This window comes from Pseudoalteromonas lipolytica, from assembly GCF_001306915.1.
Lineage (GTDB): Bacteria > Pseudomonadota > Gammaproteobacteria > Enterobacterales > Alteromonadaceae > Pseudoalteromonas > Pseudoalteromonas simplex.
Map to the genome: position 1 here is coordinate 274,556 of NZ_LJTC01000003.1, position 22,725 is coordinate 297,280.

Annotated in this window: 22 protein-coding genes; 11 read left to right on the forward strand and 11 right to left on the reverse strand. The window is 39.3% G+C overall.

Translation table 11 applies throughout. The features are described from left to right. Positions 1 to 30: 30 nt before the first annotated feature. Positions 31 to 933, forward strand: coding sequence for a hypothetical protein (locus AOG27_RS06490; RefSeq protein ID WP_054552196.1), 903 nt, complete (start codon positions 31 to 33; stop codon positions 931 to 933). Beyond that, positions 920 to 1,867 (forward strand): hypothetical protein, encoded by a 948-nt coding sequence (locus AOG27_RS06495; protein ID WP_054552197.1) that lies wholly within the window; start codon positions 920 to 922, stop codon positions 1,865 to 1,867. Before AOG27_RS06490 ends, AOG27_RS06495 begins: the two co-directional genes overlap by 14 nt. Before the next feature lie 69 nt (positions 1,868 to 1,936). Here AOG27_RS06495 and ushA read toward each other — a convergent pair whose 3' ends face one another. The 3 genes from ushA to AOG27_RS21965 all read right to left on the reverse strand — a co-directional run bounded on the left by ushA (position 1,937) and on the right by AOG27_RS21965 (position 4,162). Beyond that, positions 1,937 to 3,550 (reverse strand): bifunctional UDP-sugar hydrolase/5'-nucleotidase UshA, encoded by a 1,614-nt coding sequence (gene ushA, locus AOG27_RS06500; protein WP_054552198.1) that lies wholly within the window; start codon positions 3,548 to 3,550, stop codon positions 1,937 to 1,939. A 75-nt stretch (positions 3,551 to 3,625) separates the two neighbouring features. After that, positions 3,626 to 3,823, reverse strand: a complete 198-nt coding sequence (locus AOG27_RS06505; RefSeq protein WP_054552199.1) for a hypothetical protein — start codon at positions 3,821 to 3,823, stop codon at positions 3,626 to 3,628. A 231-nt stretch (positions 3,824 to 4,054) separates the two neighbouring features. Next, on the reverse strand, positions 4,055 to 4,162 hold the full coding sequence (locus AOG27_RS21965) for an AgrD family cyclic lactone autoinducer peptide (RefSeq protein WP_365995968.1): 108 nt from the start codon (positions 4,160 to 4,162) through the stop codon (positions 4,055 to 4,057). Here AOG27_RS21965 and AOG27_RS06510 point away from each other — a divergent pair. After that, the gene (locus AOG27_RS06510; RefSeq protein ID WP_419177725.1) at positions 4,131 to 4,808 is read left to right on the forward strand and encodes a peptidylprolyl isomerase; all 678 of its coding nucleotides are present in this window, start codon (positions 4,131 to 4,133) and stop codon (positions 4,806 to 4,808) included. The two genes, AOG27_RS21965 and AOG27_RS06510, sit on opposite strands and share 32 nt — an antisense overlap. 61 nt (positions 4,809 to 4,869) lie before the next feature. On the opposite strand, the gene AOG27_RS06515 is transcribed toward AOG27_RS06510, so the two are convergent. Then, the gene (locus AOG27_RS06515) at positions 4,870 to 5,283 is read right to left on the reverse strand and encodes an MAPEG family protein (protein WP_054552201.1); all 414 of its coding nucleotides are present in this window, start codon (positions 5,281 to 5,283) and stop codon (positions 4,870 to 4,872) included. A gap of 166 nt (positions 5,284 to 5,449) precedes the next feature. On the opposite strand from AOG27_RS06515, the gene AOG27_RS06520 reads away from it, so the two are divergent. Beyond that, the gene (locus AOG27_RS06520; RefSeq protein WP_054552202.1) at positions 5,450 to 8,335 is read left to right on the forward strand and encodes an insulinase family protein; all 2,886 of its coding nucleotides are present in this window, start codon (positions 5,450 to 5,452) and stop codon (positions 8,333 to 8,335) included. Positions 8,336 to 8,384: 49 nt separating this feature from the next. Here the strand turns inward: AOG27_RS06520 and AOG27_RS06525 are convergent, their stop codons facing one another. Then, positions 8,385 to 9,767, reverse strand: a complete 1,383-nt coding sequence (locus tag AOG27_RS06525) for a Na+/H+ antiporter NhaC family protein (RefSeq protein ID WP_054552203.1) — start codon at positions 9,765 to 9,767, stop codon at positions 8,385 to 8,387. A gap of 285 nt (positions 9,768 to 10,052) precedes the next feature. Between AOG27_RS06525 and AOG27_RS06530 the strand changes: the two genes are divergently transcribed. Next, complete coding sequence (locus AOG27_RS06530; protein ID WP_054552204.1) at positions 10,053 to 10,457, forward strand: NUDIX hydrolase; 405 nt, start codon at positions 10,053 to 10,055, stop codon at positions 10,455 to 10,457. A gap of 3 nt (positions 10,458 to 10,460) precedes the next feature. Next, positions 10,461 to 10,952, forward strand: a complete 492-nt coding sequence (locus AOG27_RS06535; protein ID WP_054552205.1) for a GNAT family N-acetyltransferase — start codon at positions 10,461 to 10,463, stop codon at positions 10,950 to 10,952. Here AOG27_RS06535 and AOG27_RS06540 read toward each other — a convergent pair. Genes AOG27_RS06540 through AOG27_RS06550 form a run of 3 tightly spaced genes read right to left on the reverse strand, consistent with a single transcriptional unit; the run spans position 10,935 to position 14,436 of the window. Beyond that, positions 10,935 to 11,546, reverse strand: coding sequence for a PqiC family protein (locus AOG27_RS06540; protein ID WP_054552206.1), 612 nt, complete (start codon positions 11,544 to 11,546; stop codon positions 10,935 to 10,937). The genes AOG27_RS06535 and AOG27_RS06540 overlap by 18 nt on opposite strands. Then, entirely contained in the window at positions 11,546 to 13,201 is a 1,656-nt protein-coding gene (gene pqiB, locus AOG27_RS06545; protein ID WP_054552207.1) for an intermembrane transport protein PqiB, read from the reverse strand. The genes AOG27_RS06540 and pqiB overlap by 1 nt, the downstream gene beginning before the upstream one ends. Next, a complete protein-coding gene (locus tag AOG27_RS06550; protein ID WP_054552208.1) occupies positions 13,198 to 14,436 on the reverse strand; it encodes a PqiA/YebS family transporter subunit in 1,239 nt (412 codons plus the stop codon). Before AOG27_RS06550 ends, pqiB begins: the two co-directional genes overlap by 4 nt. Positions 14,437 to 14,576: 140 nt before the next feature. On the opposite strand from AOG27_RS06550, the gene AOG27_RS06555 reads away from it, so the two are divergent. After that, positions 14,577 to 15,353: a substrate-binding periplasmic protein gene (locus tag AOG27_RS06555; RefSeq protein WP_235373655.1), complete on the forward strand. Its 777-nt coding sequence runs from the start codon at positions 14,577 to 14,579 to the stop codon at positions 15,351 to 15,353. Here AOG27_RS06555 and AOG27_RS06560 read toward each other — a convergent pair. After that, positions 15,342 to 16,142 (reverse strand): thioesterase family protein, encoded by an 801-nt coding sequence (locus AOG27_RS06560; RefSeq protein WP_054552209.1) that lies wholly within the window; start codon positions 16,140 to 16,142, stop codon positions 15,342 to 15,344. The two genes, AOG27_RS06555 and AOG27_RS06560, sit on opposite strands and share 12 nt — an antisense overlap. A gap of 239 nt (positions 16,143 to 16,381) precedes the next feature. Here AOG27_RS06560 and dnaK point away from each other — a divergent pair, with 239 nt between their 5' ends. Further along, a complete protein-coding gene (dnaK, locus tag AOG27_RS06565) occupies positions 16,382 to 18,304 on the forward strand; it encodes a molecular chaperone DnaK (protein ID WP_054552210.1) in 1,923 nt (640 codons plus the stop codon). Between the two features lie 183 nt (positions 18,305 to 18,487). Continuing rightward, positions 18,488 to 19,627: a molecular chaperone DnaJ gene (dnaJ, locus tag AOG27_RS06570; protein ID WP_054552211.1), complete on the forward strand. Its 1,140-nt coding sequence runs from the start codon at positions 18,488 to 18,490 to the stop codon at positions 19,625 to 19,627. A gap of 62 nt (positions 19,628 to 19,689) precedes the next feature. Here the strand turns inward: dnaJ and AOG27_RS06575 are convergent, their stop codons facing one another. Beyond that, positions 19,690 to 20,820 (reverse strand): HlyD family secretion protein, encoded by a 1,131-nt coding sequence (locus AOG27_RS06575; protein ID WP_054552212.1) that lies wholly within the window; start codon positions 20,818 to 20,820, stop codon positions 19,690 to 19,692. Between the two features lie 3 nt (positions 20,821 to 20,823). After that, complete coding sequence (locus AOG27_RS06580) at positions 20,824 to 21,168, reverse strand: DUF3302 domain-containing protein (RefSeq protein WP_054552213.1); 345 nt, start codon at positions 21,166 to 21,168, stop codon at positions 20,824 to 20,826. Positions 21,169 to 21,625: 457 nt separating this feature from the next. On the opposite strand from AOG27_RS06580, the gene ybaK reads away from it, so the two are divergent. Both ybaK and AOG27_RS06595 read left to right on the forward strand, forming a co-directional pair. Continuing rightward, positions 21,626 to 22,087 (forward strand): Cys-tRNA(Pro) deacylase, encoded by a 462-nt coding sequence (gene ybaK / locus AOG27_RS06590; protein WP_054552215.1) that lies wholly within the window; start codon positions 21,626 to 21,628, stop codon positions 22,085 to 22,087. 118 nt (positions 22,088 to 22,205) lie between these two features. Continuing rightward, entirely contained in the window at positions 22,206 to 22,688 is a 483-nt protein-coding gene (locus AOG27_RS06595; protein ID WP_054552216.1) for a DUF3015 domain-containing protein, read from the forward strand. Positions 22,689 to 22,725 lie beyond the last annotated feature (37 nt).

The window sequence follows — 22,725 nt, forward strand, 5'->3', positions numbered from 1 at the left end:
GAGACAACGGAGCGTTGTTGGCTATTAAAATTGAATTTAAGAACAATACTAATAAAAAAATCGTCGATTGTTACATTTTTGTTTCTATCAGTTATTTTGTTTTTTTATATCGGAATTTTGCAGGGTAAACCGGCTGTTTCTGATATCGATGCATTTATTGAAACGTCTTTTCAATGTGATACCAAATCAGAGGTTAACCTTAACGAGTTAGTGGTGTATTCATCGGGCAAAGTGTTGGCTGAGGATGTTGCTAAAACCTTATGCAATGATGACATCATAAGTAAACAATATGGCAAGGTAACCTCTTATTGGGGTTATAAAACCTCAGACACGATTGAGTTTTTAGGCAAAGGGATTGCTGATTTAATCCTTGCTAAAGAAAATTTAATTAACGCTTTTATGGCGGAGTCAACTTACAACTATCAAGCTGTTGTTGGATTTCCTGATTACACTGCCTATTTAATTTCGAGTAAAGAAAAACCTAGAATTGATAAGAGCTACTTTTTAGATAAACGCATTGGTTTACTTGATTACCCAACCAGTCGCTCAGGACATATTTTACCAAAGCAGCTATTTAAAAAATTAGATATCAACCTAGAAAACCTAGATATAACTTACGCTAGTTCCCATACTGAGTTAAGAGAGCTGCTTGCCAGCGGAAAGGTTGATTTAATTTCTTCTTATTGGCAAGACAGTGATCAACAACGTTTTTCTAAAAATTATATTACGCCTATACGCGACAATATAAGTGGCAGTCGTTGGTATTTAAAAATGCAGGACGAGAACACCGACCTTTTATGTGCAGTTCAAGCGCAGTTAACCCTATTGGCACACAATCAAAATTCTCATTACTTTAATCATGTTGAGTCTTTTTGGGAATGTGACTCGACTCAGCAAACAATGAAAGTAGGGGATAGCAATGCTGCCAATTAGAATTAAGCTTGTTTATGGCGCAATATTTTTAAGCTGCTGCTTGGTATTATTTGCTACCTTCATTATTGCAAAAGCTTATAAGACAACAACTAATGATGCACTGACTTTAGCAAAAGTTGAAAACCGTATTGCTCTTGATTTAAACCATTTAAATTTACCAGATGGTTTTTTGAAGCACTCCGGTAGTAGAGACATGGTACTCAATTATATCACGCGTCTTAATGCTCAATTAGCAGACTCAGGCGTGATGGTTTACTCTATTGAAGGTATTTCGGAATATCCTGCTCGTGCTGATTTAATTACTAAGCAATTACATGCACCTCAAAAATCATTAACGGTTAGCTTTGTTATCGCATCTTCTTTATTAGATAAAAACGATATAGCTGTGTTCATTCTGGTCTGCTTATTTGCATCTACATTTACCTACTTATTATTTATCAGTGAACGAACCAAGATTCAAATAGCTAAAAACGAACCTGAAGTCGCAGTTCAGATAGAAGAAAAACCTAAATTGATAGTCGATCTTCAAAATAAAACCTTGGCTGCTAGTTGCGATGTCGATAAAACAGTGGCCCTTGCGAATAAACCATTGTGTTTTTATCTCGCTTTAGTTGAGTTTTGTATTGAGCAACCAGACGTAGTGCTTAATCAAAATAAAGATGTACCAGAAGAATTACTGACTTTAGCGAACAAGTATTTTTACCGGTTAGTTGAGCTTGGTCACACAATACGTAAACGACCAAACTTTACCAATAGCTTAGAAAAAACTTTAAGCGAAATTCGGGCAGCCCTTGATGAAGTTTGGCAAGACCAGCTTGAGATAAAAGAAACCTATTATCCGCCTAAAGCCCATGGTGAAGGTTCACGCTCTCGATTACATCATTACGGATTGAAGTCGATTGAGATCACCGATATTGAAGTCATAGGGAAATAATCTAGTTTTAAAGTAAAAAGGGAAGTCACTGACTTCCCTTTATCTATTTAGATATTGATGATTAGGTATCTAAAACTGCTTAGGAGTGTAATCAGCCGCTTTAACAGGGCTATTTTGCTCAAAGAAACGTTTTAATGCCTGTGCATCGGTATCATCTGTACTTACAAAGCCTTTTTTATTGGTAAGCGTAGGGTAGCCATCACCACCAGAGGCGTTGTAGCTATTAATACTCATTCGATATGTTTTAGTCATATCAAGTGGTTTACCAGCAATTTTAACATCAGATAAAGTGTCGTTATCGCGTTTGAAGCTTAGCTTATAGTATTGTAAGTAGGCACCTGAATCAGGTGGGAAAGAAGTAACAACCTGCAAGTAGTCATATAGCTCTTGGCCTGTCATATCAATATAGGTGATACGGTTTTTAAAAGGATGAACTTTTAAAATATCTTTATAACTGACATCGCCAGCTTGAATGCTATCACGAATACCGCCACCGCTTATCAAACCAAAATCAGCACCCACTGACTGCATTTGTGCAGCAATAATAACGCGTGCTAAGTTTACTTGCTCATAGCGTACTTTATTGCGGTCACCTTCAAGTTTTGCATCCACGTTACCTATTTTACCAGCAATTTGTGCTGCACCTTTTTTCTGATAAACCGCGAGCATGTCTTGTAAGTTTTTGTTTGGCTCGATGTACTCAGCCGCTAGCTGTTTATTGCCATTTTCATCATCGATATAAAGGTTTACCGGAATAAGTGAGTAATTAAGCAGAGTTAATTCATCGTTTTCTAACTTGAATTCAGCTTTTCCCACATATTTACCCCACTCATGGGCTTGCATGATCCAAGTACCGTTTTGTTGATCAGGCTTACACGCTTTACCTGGCATAAAGCTTTCGTCAGCAACATTGGCTTCTTTCATACACACCGGCTCTTGTGAATGACCGCCGACAATAATATCTAGCATTCCTTTTGGTAAGTTACGCGCCATAGTCACATCACCGGGTGCATTAATACCAAAGTTAGCATCAACATAGTGACCCATGTGCGTTACAGCAATAGTGATATCAGGCTTGTACTGCTTTTCAATTTTTGGGGCTAACTTTGCAGTCACTTCTGTAGGGTCTTTAAATTCTAGGCCACCGATATACTGCGGGTTACCTATTTTTGCTGTATCTGTTGTGGTTAAACCAATGACAGCTATTTTGAGTCCGTTTTTTTCAAAGATTTTGTATGCTTGATAACGAGTTTCACCGGTCGTTTTATCTATGATATTGGCTGATAAAAAAGGGAAGTTAGACCATTTTTGCTGTTTATCGAGTACAGCCAGCGGGTTATCAAACTCATGGTTACCAATTGCCATGGCATCGTAACCAATTACAGACATACCTTTAAAATCCGGTTCTGCGTGTTGTAGATCTGATTCAGGAATACCTGTATTGATATCGCCACCAGACAGCAGTAAAACTGCATGTCCTTGTGCTTTAGCATCGGCTCTTAATTGATCAATTAAAGTCTTGCGAGCAGCCATACCATATTCACCATGTTCGTTATGCCAAAAACGACCGTGATTATCATTAGTATGGAGCAGAGTGAAATATTGGGCTGAATCTGTATTGTTAGAAGAGGAGCTACACGCGGTTAGGGTAACCAGTAGCGATGTTAGTAAAAAAAAACGCATAATTGTTTGCCTGAATAGAGCAGTAGGTTAATTATGCGCTTAGTTTAAACGACTTAAGTTTAAATTAAATGTCTTTTATAAACTTTTGTCGCTATTTTCTGTATTTAGTTGTCCTGTTGCGGCAAGTTGTCTTCGTTGTAGTTCTTGTTCTGCATAATGAGACTTAAGATGATTATTGCCGACCATCCAATTTAAAAAACTAGCGGGTAACTTACTATAAGGCTCACCTTGGTGTAGGCCAAAATCGCATATTGCGTTCTCTTCATTCGCCATGGTTCATTCCTGTGTGTTCATTGTTGTCGTGCAGATACTAACAAACTGAGCCTATTTGATAAGACGATTTTGATTTAATCTTTAAACTTTTTATAACCATAATGAATACACAGTGTAAATTAATGTAACTGAGATGTAATTGATTTGACGCGTTTTGTGTAACTGTTTTGTTTGCTATTTAAGCACCTGTCTATTTTGTTTAAGCTTCTTGCAGTTTTATAATAAAAATTATCAGGAAAGATAAACAATGAAAAAACATCTACTTGCAACAGCTTTATTGGCTAGCAGTTTTACAGCGAATGCAACTATTGTCGAAATGCAAACGGACCTGGGTAGCATTACGGTTCATCTTTATGATCAACAGACACCTGTTACAGTTGAGAACTTTTTAAATTATGTTGCAGATGGTAGCTACGATGGCACCGTTATCCATCGTTCTGTTGATAACTTTATTTTACAAGGTGGGGGTTTTAAATTTGGTACTGACTTTGATGCGATAGACACCGCAGACGCTATTACTAATGAACCAGAGTTGTCTAATGTGAAAGGTACCATTGCAATGGCTAAGCTTGGTGGCAATGCTAACAGTGCAACCAGTCAGTGGTTTTTTAATTTAAAAGATAACAGCGCAAATCTTGACTTACAAAATGGTGGCTTTACCGTTTTTGGCGAGGTAACTGTCCAGAGTATGGCTGTGATAGAGCAAATCACAGAATTAGTACATTGTGGAGAGATCCCAGTAGTAAACTTAAATGAAGAGCAGTGCCCAGATACAACATCAGGTTTTAGTGGTGAAAACTTATTTTACATTAACAGTGTAACTGTGATTGACGATGACCCTTATTCATCTGCTTCTTTATCACCAAAAGAAAACACGCTGATTGATGAAGATGACGCTTCAGACAACGGCGGTAGTAGTTCAGGTGGTAGTCTTGCATGGATGCTATCTTTATTAGCCCTAGCAGGCTTTGCTCGTCGTAAATAGTTCCAACCCAAAAAGTTAATAAGGCGCTAAAAAGCGCCTTATTTCTTTGTATTGATGATTATTAAAAGATTCTAACTAAAATCAGCACCCACATTATAAGCATTATAAAGCTACTGACAACGAAACTATAATAGCGCGCCTTCAAGGTGTTTGAAGTTAAGTGTATTACGCTATGAATAATTCTCAATGCAACATAAACCCAAGCAAGGGCAACAAAAACAGTACCTACAGCATTTACTTGCAGAGCTGTTAAACAGGCAATAAAAAACAGCACAGGCATTTCGAATTGATTGATAAAGTTACGGTCTGCTACGCGAACATTATCCCCAGCCTTTTCAAGTTCCATTGTTAAGAAGTCTTTCATCTCAATGGTTTTTTGTTTTGCCGCACGAAAGCGGCGTTTACCCATAATGTACATCACAATGAATGTCAGAAAGACTTGAGTGAACATTGCTACAATTAGCCACTTTTCCATAGCTCATCCTTTGTTATAGTTATTGCTATTAATTTTAACCGTAAGTACTGCATTTTCACAATGTGTTACAAAGTTTTGCTGTAACTTAGCTCAAAAGCATTGAATTGCGGCGCTCGAAAACACATGATAAATAAAAATTTATTCAATTCCTAATGGATACAAAATAATGAAAAAAATAATGGGACTCAGTGCAATCGCTTTTGCAGTGTTAGCAGGTTGCTCTTCTACTTCTACCACAACGCCTCCTGCTGCTAATACTAACCTTATTCCAGACTCGTTAGTTATCAGCCCAAACGATACCCGTGAGTACAAAACATTAAAACTTGATAATGAAATTGATGTAATTTTAATTTCAGATCCAAGTGCTGAAAAATCAGCTGCTGCATTGAGTGTTGGTGTTGGTTTATTGCACGACCCTATGTCGCAACAAGGTATGGCGCACTATTTAGAGCATATGCTGTTCCTTGGTACCGATCGTTACCCAGACACCAAAGGTTACAGTGATTTTATGACTAAAAATGGCGGTGCTCATAACGCTTACACTTGGTTAGATATCACAAACTACATGTTCAAAGTGAACAATGATGCCTACGATGAAGCACTTGACCGTTTTGCAGATTTCTTTAAATCACCAAAGCTTTACCCTGAGTACACAGACAAAGAAAAAAATGCGGTAAACGCAGAGTGGTCAATGCGTCGTGAAATGGACTTTTTTGGCCAATTTAAACTGGCACGTCAAATGATGGGCTCACATCCTGCTAACCGCTTCTTGATTGGTAACCTAGAAACACTAGGTGATAAAGAAGGCAGCAATCTTCATAAAGAAACCGTTGCTTTTTATAACAAATACTATTCATCGAACATTATGAAAGTGGCGATGATTTCTAATCGTCCACTTGCTGAGATGGAAGCAAAAGCAAAACAGTACTTTGCTGATATTGAAAATAAAAATATCGAAAAGCCAACGGTGACTGATAAGTTAGACTTCTCTGAAGCTGGCGGTAAACGTGTTTATTACGCACCGAATGAAGACGTAAAGCAACTGCAATTAGAATTCACTATTGCTGATAACAGTTCACAGTTTGCAGTAAAACCAAACCGTTTTGTTTCTTACCTTTTAAGTAACGAAATGCAAGGCAGCCCAGCACAAATACTACGTGATAAAGGTTGGGTATCAGGTTTATCGTCTTCTGCTTCACCATCGCAATATGGGAACTACGGAAGCTTAACAGTTGATATTGAATTGACTGATGCCGGCATGCAAAACCGCGAAGAAATTGTTGCTATGGTTATGCAATATATTGCACTTATCAAAGAGCAGGGTGTTGATAGCAAATACTTTAATGAAATTCGTACATCGTTAAACAATTCGTTTCAATTCCTAGAAAAAGGGGATGAGTTTGGTTATGTAAGTAACTTAACTGATAGCATGCAAAAGTTCCCTGTGAACAACGCAATTAACGCACCTTATTATTATGCCAAGTTTGATGCAGATGCGGTGCAAAATGTCCTTTCGCAATTAAACGAAGATACTTTACGTATTTGGTATATTTCAAAACAAGAAGAGACAGATTCACAGCTGCATTTTTACGATGGTAAATATCGTATTGAAGATATCAGCGAGTCAGAAGTTGCAAGCTGGAATAAACCAAGTGAATACGCGTTAGCATTACCAACAGTAAACCGCTTATTACCTGAAAGCTTTGCAATTAAAACAGCTGAGTTTAAACAACAAGCGCATCCTGAACTCGTATTTGATGAGCAAGGCGTTAAAGTTTGGCGTCAAGCAAGTCAGCAGTTTGCTGAGCAGCCTAAAGGTCTTGTTGAAGTTTATATTAATACGCCAGTTGCCCTTGTGAATGTAAAATCACAGGTTCTTTACTCAATTTGGGCTGATCTTTATAACTTACAACAAAGTAAATTAAGCACAGAAGCCGCTGTTGCAGGTATGAGTTTAGGGTTACAGCCAAGTAATGGCCTTGTATTATCGCTTAGTGGTTTCACTGATAAACAAGATGTCCTTTTAGCTCAGGCGCTTGAAAATCTAACCTTAGAGGTGTCTGAAGAAGGTTTTGCCCAAGCAATCGATCGTTTTAAGCGTGATTTACTAAATCAGCAAAAACAGTTCCCGTTCTATCAAGCATTCGGTGAGTACTCTAAGCTTACTCGTAGTGGTAAATTTGATACCGAAACCTTGATTGCTGCGGCAGATGCGCTAACTCTTGCTGATTTTGCAGATATTAAGCAATCAACACTTGCTGCCAATGACTTACGCGTATTCACGTTTGGTAACTATAACCAAAATGATGTTGACGCTATTGCGAGTAAACTAACCGCTATTTTACCAAAGGGTCATAAAGCGACCGAGTTTGCTAGAAGTAAAGCCTGGTTGCCTCAGCCTGGTGAGCGTATCGTTTTACAAAAAGATATAGATGTAGCTGATGTAGCAATCATTGACATGGTTGTTCACCCAACCCCTGGCTATAAACAAAAAGCACAGGCACAAATTTTACAAAGCCACTTTAGAACCGTAGCGTTTGATAAGTTACGTACTGAAGAGCAATTAGCTTATGCGGTTGGTGCGTTAGCGCGTCCAATCGAAGATTATTCTGCATTAGGTCTTTACATTCAAACACCGGTTAAAGGCCCTAAAGAGATGCAGGCGCGCTTTGATGAGTTTAAAAAGCAATACGCAGTTGAGCTTGATAACATGACAGAAGAAACATTTGCACAACTTAAAAATGCAACGCTTGTGTCTTTAAAAGAGCAACCTAAGAATTTAAGTGATGAAATGTCGCCACTTATTACAGACTGGTATCGTGAGAACTTTAAGTTTGACTCTAAAGAAAAGCTTATCGCTGAAGTTGAAAAAGTGACATTGGCTGATCTGAAAGATTATTACAAGAAAACGATGCTCAATAGTGAAGCTGCGCGTTTAAACATTCAAATGCGTGGTAGTAAGTTTGCAGACAAGCCATTTGCAGATCTGAAAAGCCAAACAAAAGTTGAAAACTTAGAAAGTTTTTACAAAGGCATTAAATTCCAAAACTAATTTAATAGTTGATAAACAAAAGCCCAAGCTATTGCTTGGGCTTTTTGATTTATGCGATCAGCAAAAATCCTATAAATGCAGCAGTTGCAGCAAGTAAGGTATAAGGCAGTTGCGTGATAGCATGGCTGACTAAATCACACCCTGAGCCTTGTGCAGCAAGTACGGTGGAATCTGAATAGAAGCACGCTTGACTACCAAATGACGACGCCGATAACAAAGCACCAATCACTAAAGGAATATTGGCATCAATTGCGTAAGCCAGTGGCATTACAATAGGAATAGTTACTGCGAAAATTCCCCAGCTTGAACCCGTTGCAAAAGCAAGTACTGCCATTGCTAAAAACACCACGGCAGGTAGGTACTGTGCTGTCATATAAGGGCTCAAGGTATTTATGACATATTGCGGTAGCATTAATTGGTCACACACATCTTTAAATATAAATGCTGCAACCACAGTCCCAATAGCGGGGATCATGCTTTTAAAACCATCGAGCATACGCTCAACGAGTTCTGACAATGTCATCAACTTTTGTAACATATAAAAAGGCAAAACAACGGTAAAGGTTGTCAGCAGCCCTTTATAGACGTCAATGTCAAAGTAAACAGTAAACGCAACAAGTAAAACTATCGGTACTAAAAAGTTATAGAGTTTGCCGTTTGAAGCGGCTGTTTCAAAGTTTTCTTCTGCTGCTTTTACTGCGTATTCATCCGCTGTTTGAACATCTGTGTACTGGCTATTTGATATTTCGATTTGATTATTCATGGCACGTAGTTGTGCTTTTTTCATCGGACCAAAAGCAGGAATGACATTTAAGCTAACTAGTAATACCACAATGACTGCAAACCAAGCATATAACATGTAAGGTATTGCTTGGATATATACAGCAATACCTTGACCTTCTGGTGCAACATTATTATCAACTAACAAGCCACCAAAAAAAACGGCCCATGTAGAGAGTGGTACAAGCACACAAATAGGCGCAGCCGTTGAGTCAACAACATAAGCGAGCATTTCGCGGCTAATTTTAAACTTATCGGTGATACGCTTCATAGTTTCACCGACGGTTAATGCATTTAGGTAATCATCGATAAAAATAATTACACCTAGCACAAAGGTCATTACTAACGATGAACGCTGGCCTTTGGCAAATTTTAACGCTAATTCGGCGAATGCACTTGCACCCCCGGTTCTCACTAATAAAGCGATTAATGCACCAAATCCACCACAGACTAGAATTAGCCAGGCAATGGTTTCGTCTTGCATTACTTTTAATGAAATATCAGCAAAATTGGCTAACACAGCGGTCGTACCTAGCATGGCTAAACCAAATAAAGCACCAATTAGTAAAGATAAAATAGGGCGGCGTAAAAATACGGCCAAAACCACCACCAATACTGGCGGTAGTAAACTTAACGCAGAAGGTTCTTGCATTATAATTTTCACACAGTTAAGCAATACGAGATTGCTTAGAGAAATCAAAAGTCTATTGACTCAATTAACTGCTTTACGCGAACACACTTTTATGGACCCTATAGGGAAAGTGCCTGCGTTGGCTGGCGCCAGACAGTATAGAGGGTATACTGCTTTTGTTTTGCCCAAAACATCGAAAGAAAAATAATCCTGAATATTAATTTAGTCAATAACAATTTTAATTGCGATGATAATTATTTTACACTCATCTATAACGTCACTTTTTATTAATTGAGCAAAGGGATTATGGCATTTTCAGATACTTACAGACTCAGTAGCCATGCGGTTATCACCAACAACCAAGGTCAGGTGTTATTACTAAAAGCTGATTACGGTCAAAAAAGTTGGGGGCTACCTGGCGGCGCTTTAGATAAAGGTGAAACCATTCATCAAGCGTTACTTCGCGAATGCCAAGAAGAACTTAATTGTGATGTAGATATCGCTTATTTAAGTGGCGTTTATTATCACACCGCGTTTAACTCTCATGCGTTTATTTTTCGTGCTCATATGGCTGAGGACGCTGAGATAATGTTGAGTAATGAGCACACAGAGTATGGCTACTTCGATATTGATGAGTTATCTAAAGTACAAAAAGAGCGGGTTCTTGACTGCCTTAATTTTACCAATGATGTCGTGAGTAGGGTGTTTTAATAAATGTTAGATATATATTTGCGCGCTGGGCAGCCAGATGATTCGAGCTTTATAGTTGAGCTTTTAAACCAAACAACATTTTTAGAGCATATCGGTAATAAAAATATTAATACGCCCGCACAAGCTGAGCATTATATTCAACAAACGTTTATAAATAGCCACCAGCAATTTGGCTTTGGCAGTTATATTGTTTGTTTAGCTGATGATACACCGGTTGGAATGGTGGGGCTCTTTCAGCGCGATGCGTTAGCTATCCCTGATTTAGGATTTGCCTTGTTAGCTAAATATGAAGGCAAGGGTATTATTACAGCTGCTGCTCGGTTATTGATGGCAAAAAAACACGTTTTAGAGCTTGGTGTGCTTGCTGCAATAACCTCACAAACAAATATTGGTTCACAGAAGGTGTTACAGAAACTTGGTTTTGAGTTTATAGGCGATGTCATCATTAACGATGACAATCAGCCTCTAAAACTCTTATTAAAGAGCAAGCTGTGATACTTCGTTTGCAACCTGTTTGTTGACCTTTAGCCACGTTGACTCAAGTGTCGCGACAAGCCCTTCGTAATCACTTGCTTGTAATGGTGTAAGCTCATTGAAGTAATTAACCGCTTTTAACTTTCGGCCCGATTTAGGGCTTGCATAGTACAAACGCCAAAGCCCTGCAATGTTAGCATTACCTTGCTCATCGCCATTAAAGTGATGTAGTTCATATTCTAATTCATAATAGCTTTGTTGATCTAAATCGGTGATCACTGGCAAGCCTTTTATTACCATCCAATTATCTAGTTCGGTGTATAACTGTTGATGGGCACTCGCTGTTAACATTAAATCGGGTGATTCACTCCATAAATGGTAGTTAGCAGCATTGACTCGGTTGTTTTCGAGTACCATAGCAATACCGCGATTATTAAGCGCACCACGTAATTGTACTGTGTTGATCCTTAGCTGAGCTTGCGTATTTTCAGCTAACCGCTGCATATTCACGATTGGCTGCGAAAATTGATAATACTCAATAGTTGAGAATGACGTCTGACTGCAGGCCGAAAGTAACAGCACTGCTGCGATTGAAACACAGCGTTTATAGTTCATTATTGTTTCCTCGGCGTTGGATCTGCGGGTAGTTCTTTATCAAATATCAACATATTAGGTTGCTGGTTCAAGCCTCGTGTAAGTGGTTGTAGCTCTTCACTTAAACGTTTAAATTCGGACAAGGTGGTTTGTAACTGCTGATGGAAAGCCGAACCCTGTTCGTAACTTGCCATGGTTTTTTCAAATTGTTTCATGGTTTTATCGAACTGTTGCATGCTTTTAGTCATTTCAGCAAAGTTGCGATTTATATCACCGGGTAAATCTTGGGTATCTTGTTTATTGATCAATTCTCGCATGTCATGAGCAAGTTCTTGGTACTCAGAAAACGTAGTTTGCATTTGTGCCAAGCTGTCTTCTATCTTAAGGTTGTTCACTTTATTTAACACATCGGATACTTGGTCAGCTATGACCGTAATACCACTCGATACACTTGGGAATACGGTATAATCGGCTATAGTCTTTAATTCGGCAGGTTCCGCGTTATCATAAATGTCTAAGTCAACGTATACGGCGCCGGTAAGTAAGTTTCCTGGCTTTAAAGAGGCTCTAAGGCCATTTTTAATCCAGCTATCTAAGCTTGAATGCCAAAACTCGCGTGCAGCTGTACTGTCGTGGTAAAGACGACCATATTCAATTTTAATAAGGGCAGGTACTGCGGTATTGTCAGTTCTAAAGTGTGCAGGCTTGCCGTCGATCATGACACTTGCTGGTGCTTCAACCACACTACCAATACGCATACCACGGTATTCAACAGGTGCCCCAGCTCTTAACCCACGAATTGATTGCTCAAAATCGATTAAGTAATAATCAAAGTCATAAAAGCGCTCTTCTAACGCGGCTTTATAACTATTACTTAATGAAAAACTGTGTCCATTAGTGGCGACTTCACCAGGAGATTGCTGCTCAGGTATACCTACAGAAATTCCACCTTTAAGTAACTTACTTAATGAACCTGTATTTACATTAATTCCATCAGCTGATAGGTCTATTTCGATACCTGAGTTCACCCAAAATATAGAATTTAAGGTAATTAAATTTTGATAAGGCTCATTAATGAAAATGCCATATTTCATGGCCTGATTTTTCCAGTCAAAGGTTGCAGTTTCTATTTGGCCAATTTTGTAATCTTTGAAATAAATACCCGTACTTACATCAAGTACTTCAGCGTTATAGCTAAGCAGTGTGAAACGACCACCTTTAACATCATTGCCAATTAATGCGGGTTCATCCTGAAGTTCAAACTTATCCGCTAGCTTCTTGCTTTCACCCGGTGCAAATTCTAAGTATACGCCTGAGAGCAGAGTGCTCATTCCAGTAATACCTGTATCATCAATTCGTGGTTTAACGACCCAAATTTTTGCATCGTCAGTTAATAGGTCATCATAGTGTTTATCGATTTGAGCTCTTGCAATTACACTATTTTGCTGATCTGACAGACGTACATGATTAATTTGGCCGATTTTTACACTACGTACTTTTATTTCAGTTTTGCCAGCAACGATACCTTCCGCATGAGGCATTTTTATAAAGATAGTGGTGCCTTTATTTGCCTGATACTGGTATAACATCCATGCGCCTATTAGTAGGGCTATTAACGGAATTATCCAAATAGCCGAAATATTTGGCGCTGATTTTATTTTAGCGTTTTCGCTCATGCCAGAGTCTCTTGTTTTACTTTCTTTAAATTAGCAGGGCTGTCCCACAGTAAGCGTGGATCAAATGCATGGGCTGCCAACATTTGGCAAATTACCATAGTGGTAAAAAATATTGTGCCGATGCCTGGTGTCACAGACATTAAATTTCCTAGTTGTACTAAGGCTACTAGAATCGCGACAACAAATACATCAATCATTGACCATTTACCTATAAATTCAGTTAATTGGTAGATACGTGTATAGCCTTTTGTTTGTCTATTTGCAGGCTTCATCACCATATAGCATAAAAAACTTAAGATTAGCGCTTTGGCAAGGGGAACAACTACACTGGCCAAAAATATGATCATGGCTATTGGATAAGAACCACTATTCCACAAAATCATCACACCACCAATAATCGTAGAAGGCATTTCATCACCTAGGCTGGTGGTATACATAATTGGGTAGATGTTGGCTGGGATGTAGCAAGCGACAGATGTGATCAACCAAGCAAACGCTTTTTGTACACTATAAGGATTGCGGGTAAAGGTTTTTGTGTCACATCGCGAGCAAATTTCAGTATTACATAATTGGCCACAAACATGACAAGCACGCAGTCCTTGATCGATAGCTCGTGTGTTTGCAATTGTTTGATCTATATATGCGGGCTCTCTTAATTGCTTCCAAAGATAGTGTTTATTTAACTTCGCCATGGTTGCTACATATAGAACCACAAATGCCACATAGGACCAAAAGCTTACACCAAATTCAATGTCTGCCATTGACATTATTTTCACCATGCTGACCATCACCCCGATTAAGAAAATCTCGGACATGATCCAAGGCTCTAAAGCAAAGGTGGTTTTTAACAATCTTTTGCCCCACAAATAAGGTAGTACTTTTAATACACCTAAATGTAGCGGAATAATCAATAGTAATAACAACATAGGTAAGCCTATGATGCTTATGTCAATAAATAGACCCAAAAAATCGTTATCGTAATTGAATAAAATACGCGCAGCATCAGGAAGCGTAATGGTTTGTGTAATACCGCTACTCGTGAAAGATAAAAAAGGATAAAACATACTGCTTAAAAGCATGACTATTGCGCTTAAGCTCAATGCGACCACTGTACTGTCTTGGCAGGCTTGTGATGTTGATAACTTAGTATTGCAATGTGGGCAAAGCGCTACTTGTTTTGCATTTAAATGTGGGATCTCAACGACCACATCACAACTAGGGCAGGCTGTTTGCAAACTTAGGGTCTCATAAACAAGAACTTAGTTAAGTTTGCACCAAATACTGCATAAATACAAATGCAGCATTGTTTAATATAAGCTAATATTTGTACAAAGCGATTACGCTTTTTAATACATTTAATTCATTATGGTGATTAGTGAAGCAATTATTTACCCTTTTAATGTTGTTTATTAGTGTTAAAGGTGAGTGTTTATCTGAGCCAAATATACAACAACCTATTGTTGTTGCTGCAAGCGCCTCTTTACCTCCTTATGTTATCGAAGATACCAATAGCGGTATTCAACTTGAAATTTTAAAAGCAGCTTTTAAGTCACAAGGCATCTCTAATATTCATATTCATTACATGTCTAATAAACGTGCAGAGCAACAGCTTATGCAGGGAGAGGTTGATATTGCATTAAACTTTCCTCCAGTTCTCACTCCACATGTTTATAAAAGTGATGAACTACTGCGCTATCAAAATGTCGCGGTCAGCCTTGCTAATAGAGATTTAAAAATTAGCACTATCTATGATTTAGCAGGTAAAAGTGTACTTGCCTTTCAGAACGCAACTAATTTTATTGAAGCACCTTTTAAATCGGTTACCAATATTTTACGCTCTTACGAAGAAGTGGTTAACCAAGAAGCGCAAGTTGATCACCTTATGAAGGGCTGGGTTGATGTTATTATTCTAGAGCGCCGGGTGTTTTTATATTATTTAGAAAAATATAAACAAAGCGCTGAGGTAAAACCTTTTATTGTGCATGCAATCTTTAAAGAAGCACCAAGACCTGCGTTTTTTTACAGTAAAACGTTAAAAAACACGTTTAATTTGGGTCTTGGTGAGATCATAGAATCAGGCGAATACCAAGCAATTATTCGCCTTGATGGTACTGAGTACGCGCAGCTTTCAGAGCCAGAGTTACGCGAATAACGCAACAGTTTGGCGGCTCAATGCAATTAGCTTACCGTCTTCACTCCAAATACAGCCATCTTCAAGACCATAGCCATCTTTACTATGATTGGTAACAGCCTCGTAGCCAATCCAAGCATCATGGGCAATTGCAGGTTCTTCTACAAATTCTATGTACCATGACATACTACTTGCTGGTGCAGGTTGCTTGTACATTTGTAATAGAGTCGGTGGCCATGCATCTGTTAAAGCAATGATATGCGCTTCACTCATTTGCTCTGGTACATGTTTGAATTTCATCCAACCACCTAAATGTGAGGTGTCTGCTCCAGAGAAAGGCATATTGCCGTCTTGCAAACACAGTGCAACGTGCTGGAAAAATGCCGGCATCACGCCTTCTTTATAAGGTAGGGTAAAACGTTCATCAACGGGTTTTAGCTGCATGGTTTTAGTGACATCTACTTGTACACTTGATTGACGCTCAGCCCCAAAACAGGCTTGTGTAATAACACAAACATCGCCATTTTGAATCACTTTTGCCAGTACCTGCGCACTGTTTTTTCCTTCACGTAAGACTTCAACGTCGATTGAAAAATCATTGTCAGCGATTAACGGGCCAACAAAGTTAGTACTTAAAGATAATAAACGGCGAGAGTTATCGATATGCTGCCGTATAGCTTGATATAATAAAGCTGCAGATAAACCACCAAATGCAGTGCGGCCTTGGCACCAGTTTTTTGGAAACTGCATTACTTTTGTTTTGTCTTTACCAAGTTCAGCTGCCATGGCGAGTAATTGATCAAAATGCATAATTTTCCTTAACGTTTATTGTTATGGTTTAGGTTATAGCACAGCCAAAGTCATCAGACCAGTTTGTTTATTCCGCAATAGGCGTACAAATACAGTGCTTTTTGAGGAAAAAACATGCATTTCAAAAAAAATTTCAAAAAAAAGTAAAATTTTTCATTTTTATAGTTGAATTCAGTTTCCTGCATCCCTATTTACTAGTCATCGAACGTATTAACGAATTTTGAAGTTGGAGAAGATTCATGGGTAGAATTATTGGAATCGATTTAGGTACTACTAACTCTTGTGTAGCAGTACTAGACGGTGATAAAGCACGCGTTATCGAAAACGCGGAAGGCGATCGCACAACACCATCGATCATTGCATACACGCAAGACGGTGAAACATTAGTTGGTCAACCTGCAAAACGCCAAGCAGTAACTAACCCAACTAACACATTATTTGCAATCAAGCGTTTAATTGGTCGTCGTTTTGAAGATGAAGAAGTACAACGTGATATCGGTATCATGCCTTTTAAAATTGTAAAAGCTGATAACGGTGATGCATGGGTTGAAGCGCGTGGCGAGAAACGTGCTGCACCACAAATTTCAGCAGAAGTGCTGAAAAAAATGAAGAAAACAGCAGAAGACTTCCTAGGTGAAGCGGTTACTGAAGCAGTAATCACAGTACCTGCATACTTCAATGACTCACAACGTCAAGCGACTAAAGATGCTGGTCGTATTGCTGGTCTTGAAGTTAAACGTATCATCAATGAGCCAACTGCCGCTGCACTTGCATACGGCATGGACAAAAATAAAGGTGAAAACGTTGTTGCAGTATACGACTTAGGTGGTGGTACTTTCGATATCTCTATCATCGAAATCGACGAAGTTGAAGGCGAGCACACGTTTGAAGTGTTAGCAACTAACGGTGACACTCACTTAGGTGGTGAAGATTTCGATAACCGTGTTATCAACTACTTAGTTGAAGAGTTTAAGAAAGATCAAGGTATCGACCTTAAAAACGACCCGCTTGCAATGCAACGTGTTAAAGAAGCTGCTGAAAAAGCGAAAATTGAACTTTCTTCTGCACAACAAACAGAAGTTAACTTACCGTACGTGACTGCTGACGCAACAGGTCCTAAGCACATGAACGTGAAAGTTACTCGTGCAAAACTTGAGTCACTTGTTGAAGACTTAGTAACTAAGTCAATTGAGCCACTTAAGCGTGCACTAGCTGATGCTGATTTATCAGTAAGCGACGTAAATGACATCATCCTTGTTGGTGGTCAAACACGTATGCCTCTAGTTCAAAAAACAGTTGCAGAGTTCTTTGGTAAAGAGCCACGTAAAGACGTTAACCCTGATGAAGCAGTTGCAGTAGGTGCAGCGATTCAAGGTGGTGTATTAGCTGGTGACGTTAAAGACGTACTTCTACTTGATGTATCTCCGTTATCACTAGGTATCGAGACTATGGGTCAAGTAATGACTGCGCTAATCGAGAAAAATACGACGATTCCTACTAAGAAATCACAAGTTTTCTCAACAGCTGAAGACAACCAATCAGCGGTAACGATTCACGTATTACAAGGTGAGCGTAAGCGTGCAAGCGATAACAAATCACTAGGTCAATTTAACCTAGAAGGTATTCGCCCAGCACAACGTGGTACGCCACAAATCGAAGTAACATTCGACGTAGATGCGGACGGTATCTTACATGTATCTGCTAAAGATAAAGATACAGGTAAAGAGCAGAAGATCACAATCCAAGCTTCTTCAGGTCTAAGCGACGATGAAGTAGAAAAAATGGTTCGTGATGCTGAAGCGCATGCTGAAGAAGATAAGAAATTCGAAGAGCTAGTAGTAACTCGTAACCAAGCTGATGCAATGGTTCACGGTACACGCAAGCAAATCGAAGAAGCGGGTGATGCATTACCTGCAGAAGATAAAGAAGCAATCGAAGCTGCGCTTACTGAGCTAGAAGCGGCGATTAAAGGTGATAACAAAGAAGAGATTGAAGCGAAAACTCAAGCTCTTGCTGAGAAGTCACAAAAGCTAATGGAAATTGCACAAGCTAAAGCACAGCAACAACAAGGTGGTGCGGATGCAGGTGCACAACAATCTTCTGCAAAACAAGACGACGATGTTGTTGATGCAGAGTTCGAAGAAGTGAAAGACGACAAGTAATTGCTTGTTTCGCTTCTGCCTAACGCATTAATGGCTGCTTTGTTTAGCCAATTAAGTTAGGATGAAATGATTGAGGCGCGCCAGCGATTTCGCTTGACGCGCCTTTTGCATGTATATAAACGGTAAAGTCGTTCGACTTACCTTACGCAGTGTAACTGCAGTAAAAAGAGTAGTGTGATAGATATGTCAAAAAGCGATTATTATGAAGTTCTCGGCGTGAGCAAAGATGCCAGCGAACGAGACATAAAAAAAGCGTATAAGCGCTTAGCGATGAAATATCATCCAGACCGTACCGCAGGCGATAAAGAACTTGAGTCTAAATTCAAGGAAGTAAAAGAAGCCTACGAAGTACTAACTGATGACCAAAAACGTCAGATGTATGATCAATATGGTCACGCAGCCTTTGAACAAGGTGGTGGCGGTCATGGCGGTGGCTTCGGCGGCGGTCATGGTGATTTTGGTGATATTTTCGGTGATGTGTTTGGAGATATCTTTGGTGGCGGCGGCGGTCGTCGTCAATCGCGTCAACAACGTGGTTCGGACTTACGTTACAACATGGACTTAAGCCTTGAAGAGGCCGTTCGTGGTAAAGATGTCGAAATTAAAGTACCAACTTGGGTTAGCTGTAAGCCATGTGATGGTAGCGGTGCAAAAGCGGGTTCTAAACCAAAAACATGTACTACCTGTCATGGTGCTGGTCAAGTACAAATGCGCCAAGGTTTCTTCGCGGTTCAGCAAACATGCCCTACGTGTCAGGGCACAGGTCAAATTATTTCTGATCCATGTGACAGCTGTCATGGTCAAGGTCGTGTAGAAAAAACTAAGACTTTATCAGTGAAGATCCCAGCGGGTGTTGATACAGGTGACCGTATTCGTCTATCAGGCGAAGGTGAAGCGGGCATGCATGGTGCACCAGCAGGTGATTTATACGTTCAGGTTTCTGTTCGTGAACACCCGATTTTCCAACGTGATGGTAATAATCTGTATTGTGAAGTTCCGATTAGCTTTACGACAGCAGCACTGGGTGGCGAAATTGAAGTGCCGACACTGGATGGCCGTGCAAAACTGAAGATCCCAGCAGAAAGCCAAACGGGCAAGATGTTCCGTATGCGTGGTAAAGGTGTTAAGTCTGTACGTAGTGGCGCTCAAGGTGACTTGATCTGTAAAGTGGTTATTGAAACGCCAGTGAATCTAAATGACCGTCAACGTGAATTGCTTGAAGAGCTTGAGCAAAGCATGGGTAAAGATGGCTCTAAAAACCGTCCAAAAGAAAAAGGTTTCTTTGATGGTGTGAAGAAGTTTTTCGATGACCTAACTAAGTAACTTCTAGTTAAGTAACTTGAGTTCGAGAATAAAAAGGCGCTGATAAGCGCCTTTTTTATGCCTTAATGATCTAAGAATAGGTAGTTTTGCCAACTTTTCATTCTGATCAATACTTTACGCATCACTGATACGTGTTCGAAGTGTTCTGAATAAACTGCAACTTCTGTGCTTGTTCCTTGTGGCAGGTGATATTCACTCATGTCATCGGTGATTTTTAAGGTGACAATTGCGCGCCCTTGACGAGCAAAAAACTCCGTGCCCATCAGTGTGCCTTGTGCTTGCACTTGCCCTTCACCAATCGCAGGTAATACATCGATTACTTCGCCTGCAAAGGTTTTGCCCGGAATAGCTTTAAAAATAAAATCTGCTTTGTAGCCAGACTCGAGTCTTAATAGTGAATTTTGTCTAAATGCAGCGACGTAAACGGCATCTTCTTTGTGCACAAAGGTCATTACTGGGCGTAATGGCATAGGGACTGCAATCATCCCAGGGCGTAATGTTAGTTGTGTTACATAGCCATCAGTAGGTGCATAAACGCTTGTGCTGTCTAAGTTAAATTGAGCTTGCTCTAAATTAGCGCGAGCTGCGGCAATTTTAGTTTGCTCACCGTTTATTTCAGACTCAAATGCTAGTTTCTGGCGTAACTCTTCGGCTTGTGCTGCTTCGTAGCTTGCCTTTGCTGCTAAATATACACCTAATTTATTATCAACTTGGCCTTTTGAGTAAGCACCGCTTTTTGCGCCTTTTTCATAACGTTCGTATTCTTTCTTGCTACGATCATATTCAGCTTTAGCCATTAGGGCACTGGCTTGTGCTGATTTATAGCTCGCTTCTAAACCGAGCACTGACTGTTTTGCATCCTGCAAAGCGGCAATCGCTTGATTTAGTTTGGCTCGATATAAGGTATCGTCTATGCGAAACAATAAGTCACCTTTTTTAACCGGCTGATTTGGCGTTACTGCAACCTCTTCAACGGTACCACGTACATTTGGCACAATGGGTGTTGTGACATAGGCACTGCTGGCCATATTTGAATGTGGATGATTATAGTTCATTAATAGGATTAAAGCGCCTATCAGTACCACACCACCGAGTACCGCGGTGGGTACTGTCCATTTATTAAGTGGGATTTTAAACACTTTAAAGATACCAATGCACAATGCGGTATAAGTGAGTATTAATAACAAATCCATAGTCTATTTCTCTTTATTATTCGATTGAGCATTTATTTGTGCTTGTAGTGCTGCAACCGTGGCTGTCAGGCTAGCTACTTTTTCTGCTAAGTCTTCTTGTTCCTTTTGAATTTGGTTAAACCCCCAGCCGCGGTCATCACGCCATAATGTCGCCCAAACCCATAAAAATGGCCACAGCACATGTAGGGTAAACAGGCTAACCCAGCCTGCATAATGGATGGCATCTTGGTGAGGGTGATTACGTTTTTTGGCAATTTCGTAGGGAATATCGTGAATGGCAATAACACCATAAAATATTACTACCGTTACAAACACTAGCATGACCAGTGCAAAGTAGTCTAAAAACATCTATCTTCCTTTGTTAAATTAATACCTAATTTATAATACGTTAAATTGACCCTATTCCTAATCGGCATTTTCAGATTTAATCTAATACAACATAATAGGCAGAATCATCAAGACATCTGCACAATGTTACATCATCAGAGAATACCGTTTTTTGAATCTTCCCTTTATTTAGACCAAGTGTTTGACATTTATTTTGGCAATCAATAAAGGAGTTCCACGCTAAGTATTCGTTGCAGATAAAATTAATCGTATACAACAGGGTGAGTATGATAAGTAACTGCTTAACCAGATATAGGCTATTAGCTCTAGACATGTTCATTACCTTGCGTAGTGTCTATCACTTAAGTGTAGTTCATTTTACTTAAGTTAGTACGATTGTAGGCTTTGATTAATTGCTTTTAGACTACCGTTCACGTTATGTTTTTTATCGTTCAGCATTCAGTATTTGGAAGAAGTAATGACACCGGCTATTAATTTATTACAAAAGAAAGGTATTAATTTTGATGTGCTCAGCTATCAACATGATCCTTCAAAGCAACAGTTTGGTCTTGAAGCGGTTGAGAAGCTAAAGCTCCCTGCTGAGCAAGTATTTAAAACTTTAGTACTTGAAGATACTGAGCATCAGCTTTTGGTTGCTATTGTGCCAGTGAGCCAGCAAGTTAACTTGAAAATGCTAGCAAAGGCGGCAAAGGTTAAAAAAGTGCAGATGGCTCCACAACAAAAAGTCGAAAACACGACAGGTTATATTTTAGGTGGGGTGAGTCCGCTAGGTCAGAAAAAGCGATTAATGACGTTTGTTCATCAATCAGTATCTAATTATGAAAAAGTATATGTTTCCGCGGGTAAACGTGGATTAGAGATTTCTATAGATCCTAACGATTTATGTGCTTTGTTAGGTGCTAGGTTGGCTGATTTTTAATCATATAACGGTGTTTTTTCCTAATTTCGGAAATTACTTATTGTACTGAGGCTATTTATAGATAAGCTGTTCATGCGTTATTAATTCTAATAACGAATTATCTTAAAGGATTCAGGATATGAAAAAAATTATTGCTATTTCTGCACTTACTCTTCTTCCACTTTCTAATGCGATGGCTGATCAAGATATCGGCTGTGGTCTAGGTTCGCAACTTTTCGCAGGCCAAGAAGGTAAAGTTGTTAAAGTATTAGGTGCGACGACAAACGGTACATCTGGTAACCAAACTTTTGGTATCACATTTGGTACGTTAGGTTGTGACGGTACAGGTACTGTTACGGCGTCAACTAAAGTAGCAACATTTATTGATGGCAACATGGAACAACTTGCGCGCGATATGTCTCGTGGTGAAGGCGAATCACTAGATACACTTGCGGAAGTTTGGGGTGTTCAAGCTCAAGATAAAGCGGCGTTTAATAAATTAGTACAGGCTCAGTTTACTCACGTTTTCACTTCTGAAAATGTTACTTCTCAAACTGTACTAGAAAACCTTAATAACCTTGTAGCGAGTGACTCACAGCTATCTTCTTACACTTTATCTTAAGTGTTAATATTCTTATCTAAAGCCCGTTTAGGGCTTT

Bases quoted from the DNA above. Each gene is read 5' to 3' on its own strand.
- AOG27_RS06495 (WP_054552197.1), top strand. From the start codon at position 920: ATGCTGCCAATTAGAATTAAGCTTGTTTATGGCGCAATATTTTTAAGC.
- ushA (WP_054552198.1), bottom strand. From the start codon at position 3,550: ATGCGTTTTTTTTTACTAACATCGCTACTGGTTACCCTAACCGCGTGT.
- AOG27_RS06505 (WP_054552199.1), bottom strand. From the start codon at position 3,823: ATGGCGAATGAAGAGAACGCAATATGCGATTTTGGCCTACACCAAGGT.
- AOG27_RS21965 (WP_365995968.1), bottom strand. From the start codon at position 4,162: ATGCTACCCAGGTCCGTTTGCATTTCGACAATAGTTGCATTCGCTGTA.
- AOG27_RS06515 (WP_054552201.1), bottom strand. From the start codon at position 5,283: ATGGAAAAGTGGCTAATTGTAGCAATGTTCACTCAAGTCTTTCTGACA.
- AOG27_RS06520 (WP_054552202.1), top strand. From the start codon at position 5,450: ATGAAAAAAATAATGGGACTCAGTGCAATCGCTTTTGCAGTGTTAGCA.
- AOG27_RS06525 (WP_054552203.1), bottom strand. From the start codon at position 9,767: ATGCAAGAACCTTCTGCGTTAAGTTTACTACCGCCAGTATTGGTGGTG.
- AOG27_RS06530 (WP_054552204.1), top strand. From the start codon at position 10,053: ATGGCATTTTCAGATACTTACAGACTCAGTAGCCATGCGGTTATCACC.
- AOG27_RS06535 (WP_054552205.1), top strand. From the start codon at position 10,461: ATGTTAGATATATATTTGCGCGCTGGGCAGCCAGATGATTCGAGCTTT.
- AOG27_RS06540 (WP_054552206.1), bottom strand. From the start codon at position 11,546: ATGAACTATAAACGCTGTGTTTCAATCGCAGCAGTGCTGTTACTTTCG.
- pqiB (WP_054552207.1), bottom strand. From the start codon at position 13,201: ATGAGCGAAAACGCTAAAATAAAATCAGCGCCAAATATTTCGGCTATT.
- AOG27_RS06560 (WP_054552209.1), bottom strand. From the start codon at position 16,142: ATGCATTTTGATCAATTACTCGCCATGGCAGCTGAACTTGGTAAAGAC.
- dnaK (WP_054552210.1), top strand. From the start codon at position 16,382: ATGGGTAGAATTATTGGAATCGATTTAGGTACTACTAACTCTTGTGTA.
- dnaJ (WP_054552211.1), top strand. From the start codon at position 18,488: ATGTCAAAAAGCGATTATTATGAAGTTCTCGGCGTGAGCAAAGATGCC.
- AOG27_RS06575 (WP_054552212.1), bottom strand. From the start codon at position 20,820: ATGGATTTGTTATTAATACTCACTTATACCGCATTGTGCATTGGTATC.
- AOG27_RS06580 (WP_054552213.1), bottom strand. From the start codon at position 21,168: ATGTTTTTAGACTACTTTGCACTGGTCATGCTAGTGTTTGTAACGGTA.
- ybaK (WP_054552215.1), top strand. From the start codon at position 21,626: ATGACACCGGCTATTAATTTATTACAAAAGAAAGGTATTAATTTTGAT.
- AOG27_RS06595 (WP_054552216.1), top strand. From the start codon at position 22,206: ATGAAAAAAATTATTGCTATTTCTGCACTTACTCTTCTTCCACTTTCT.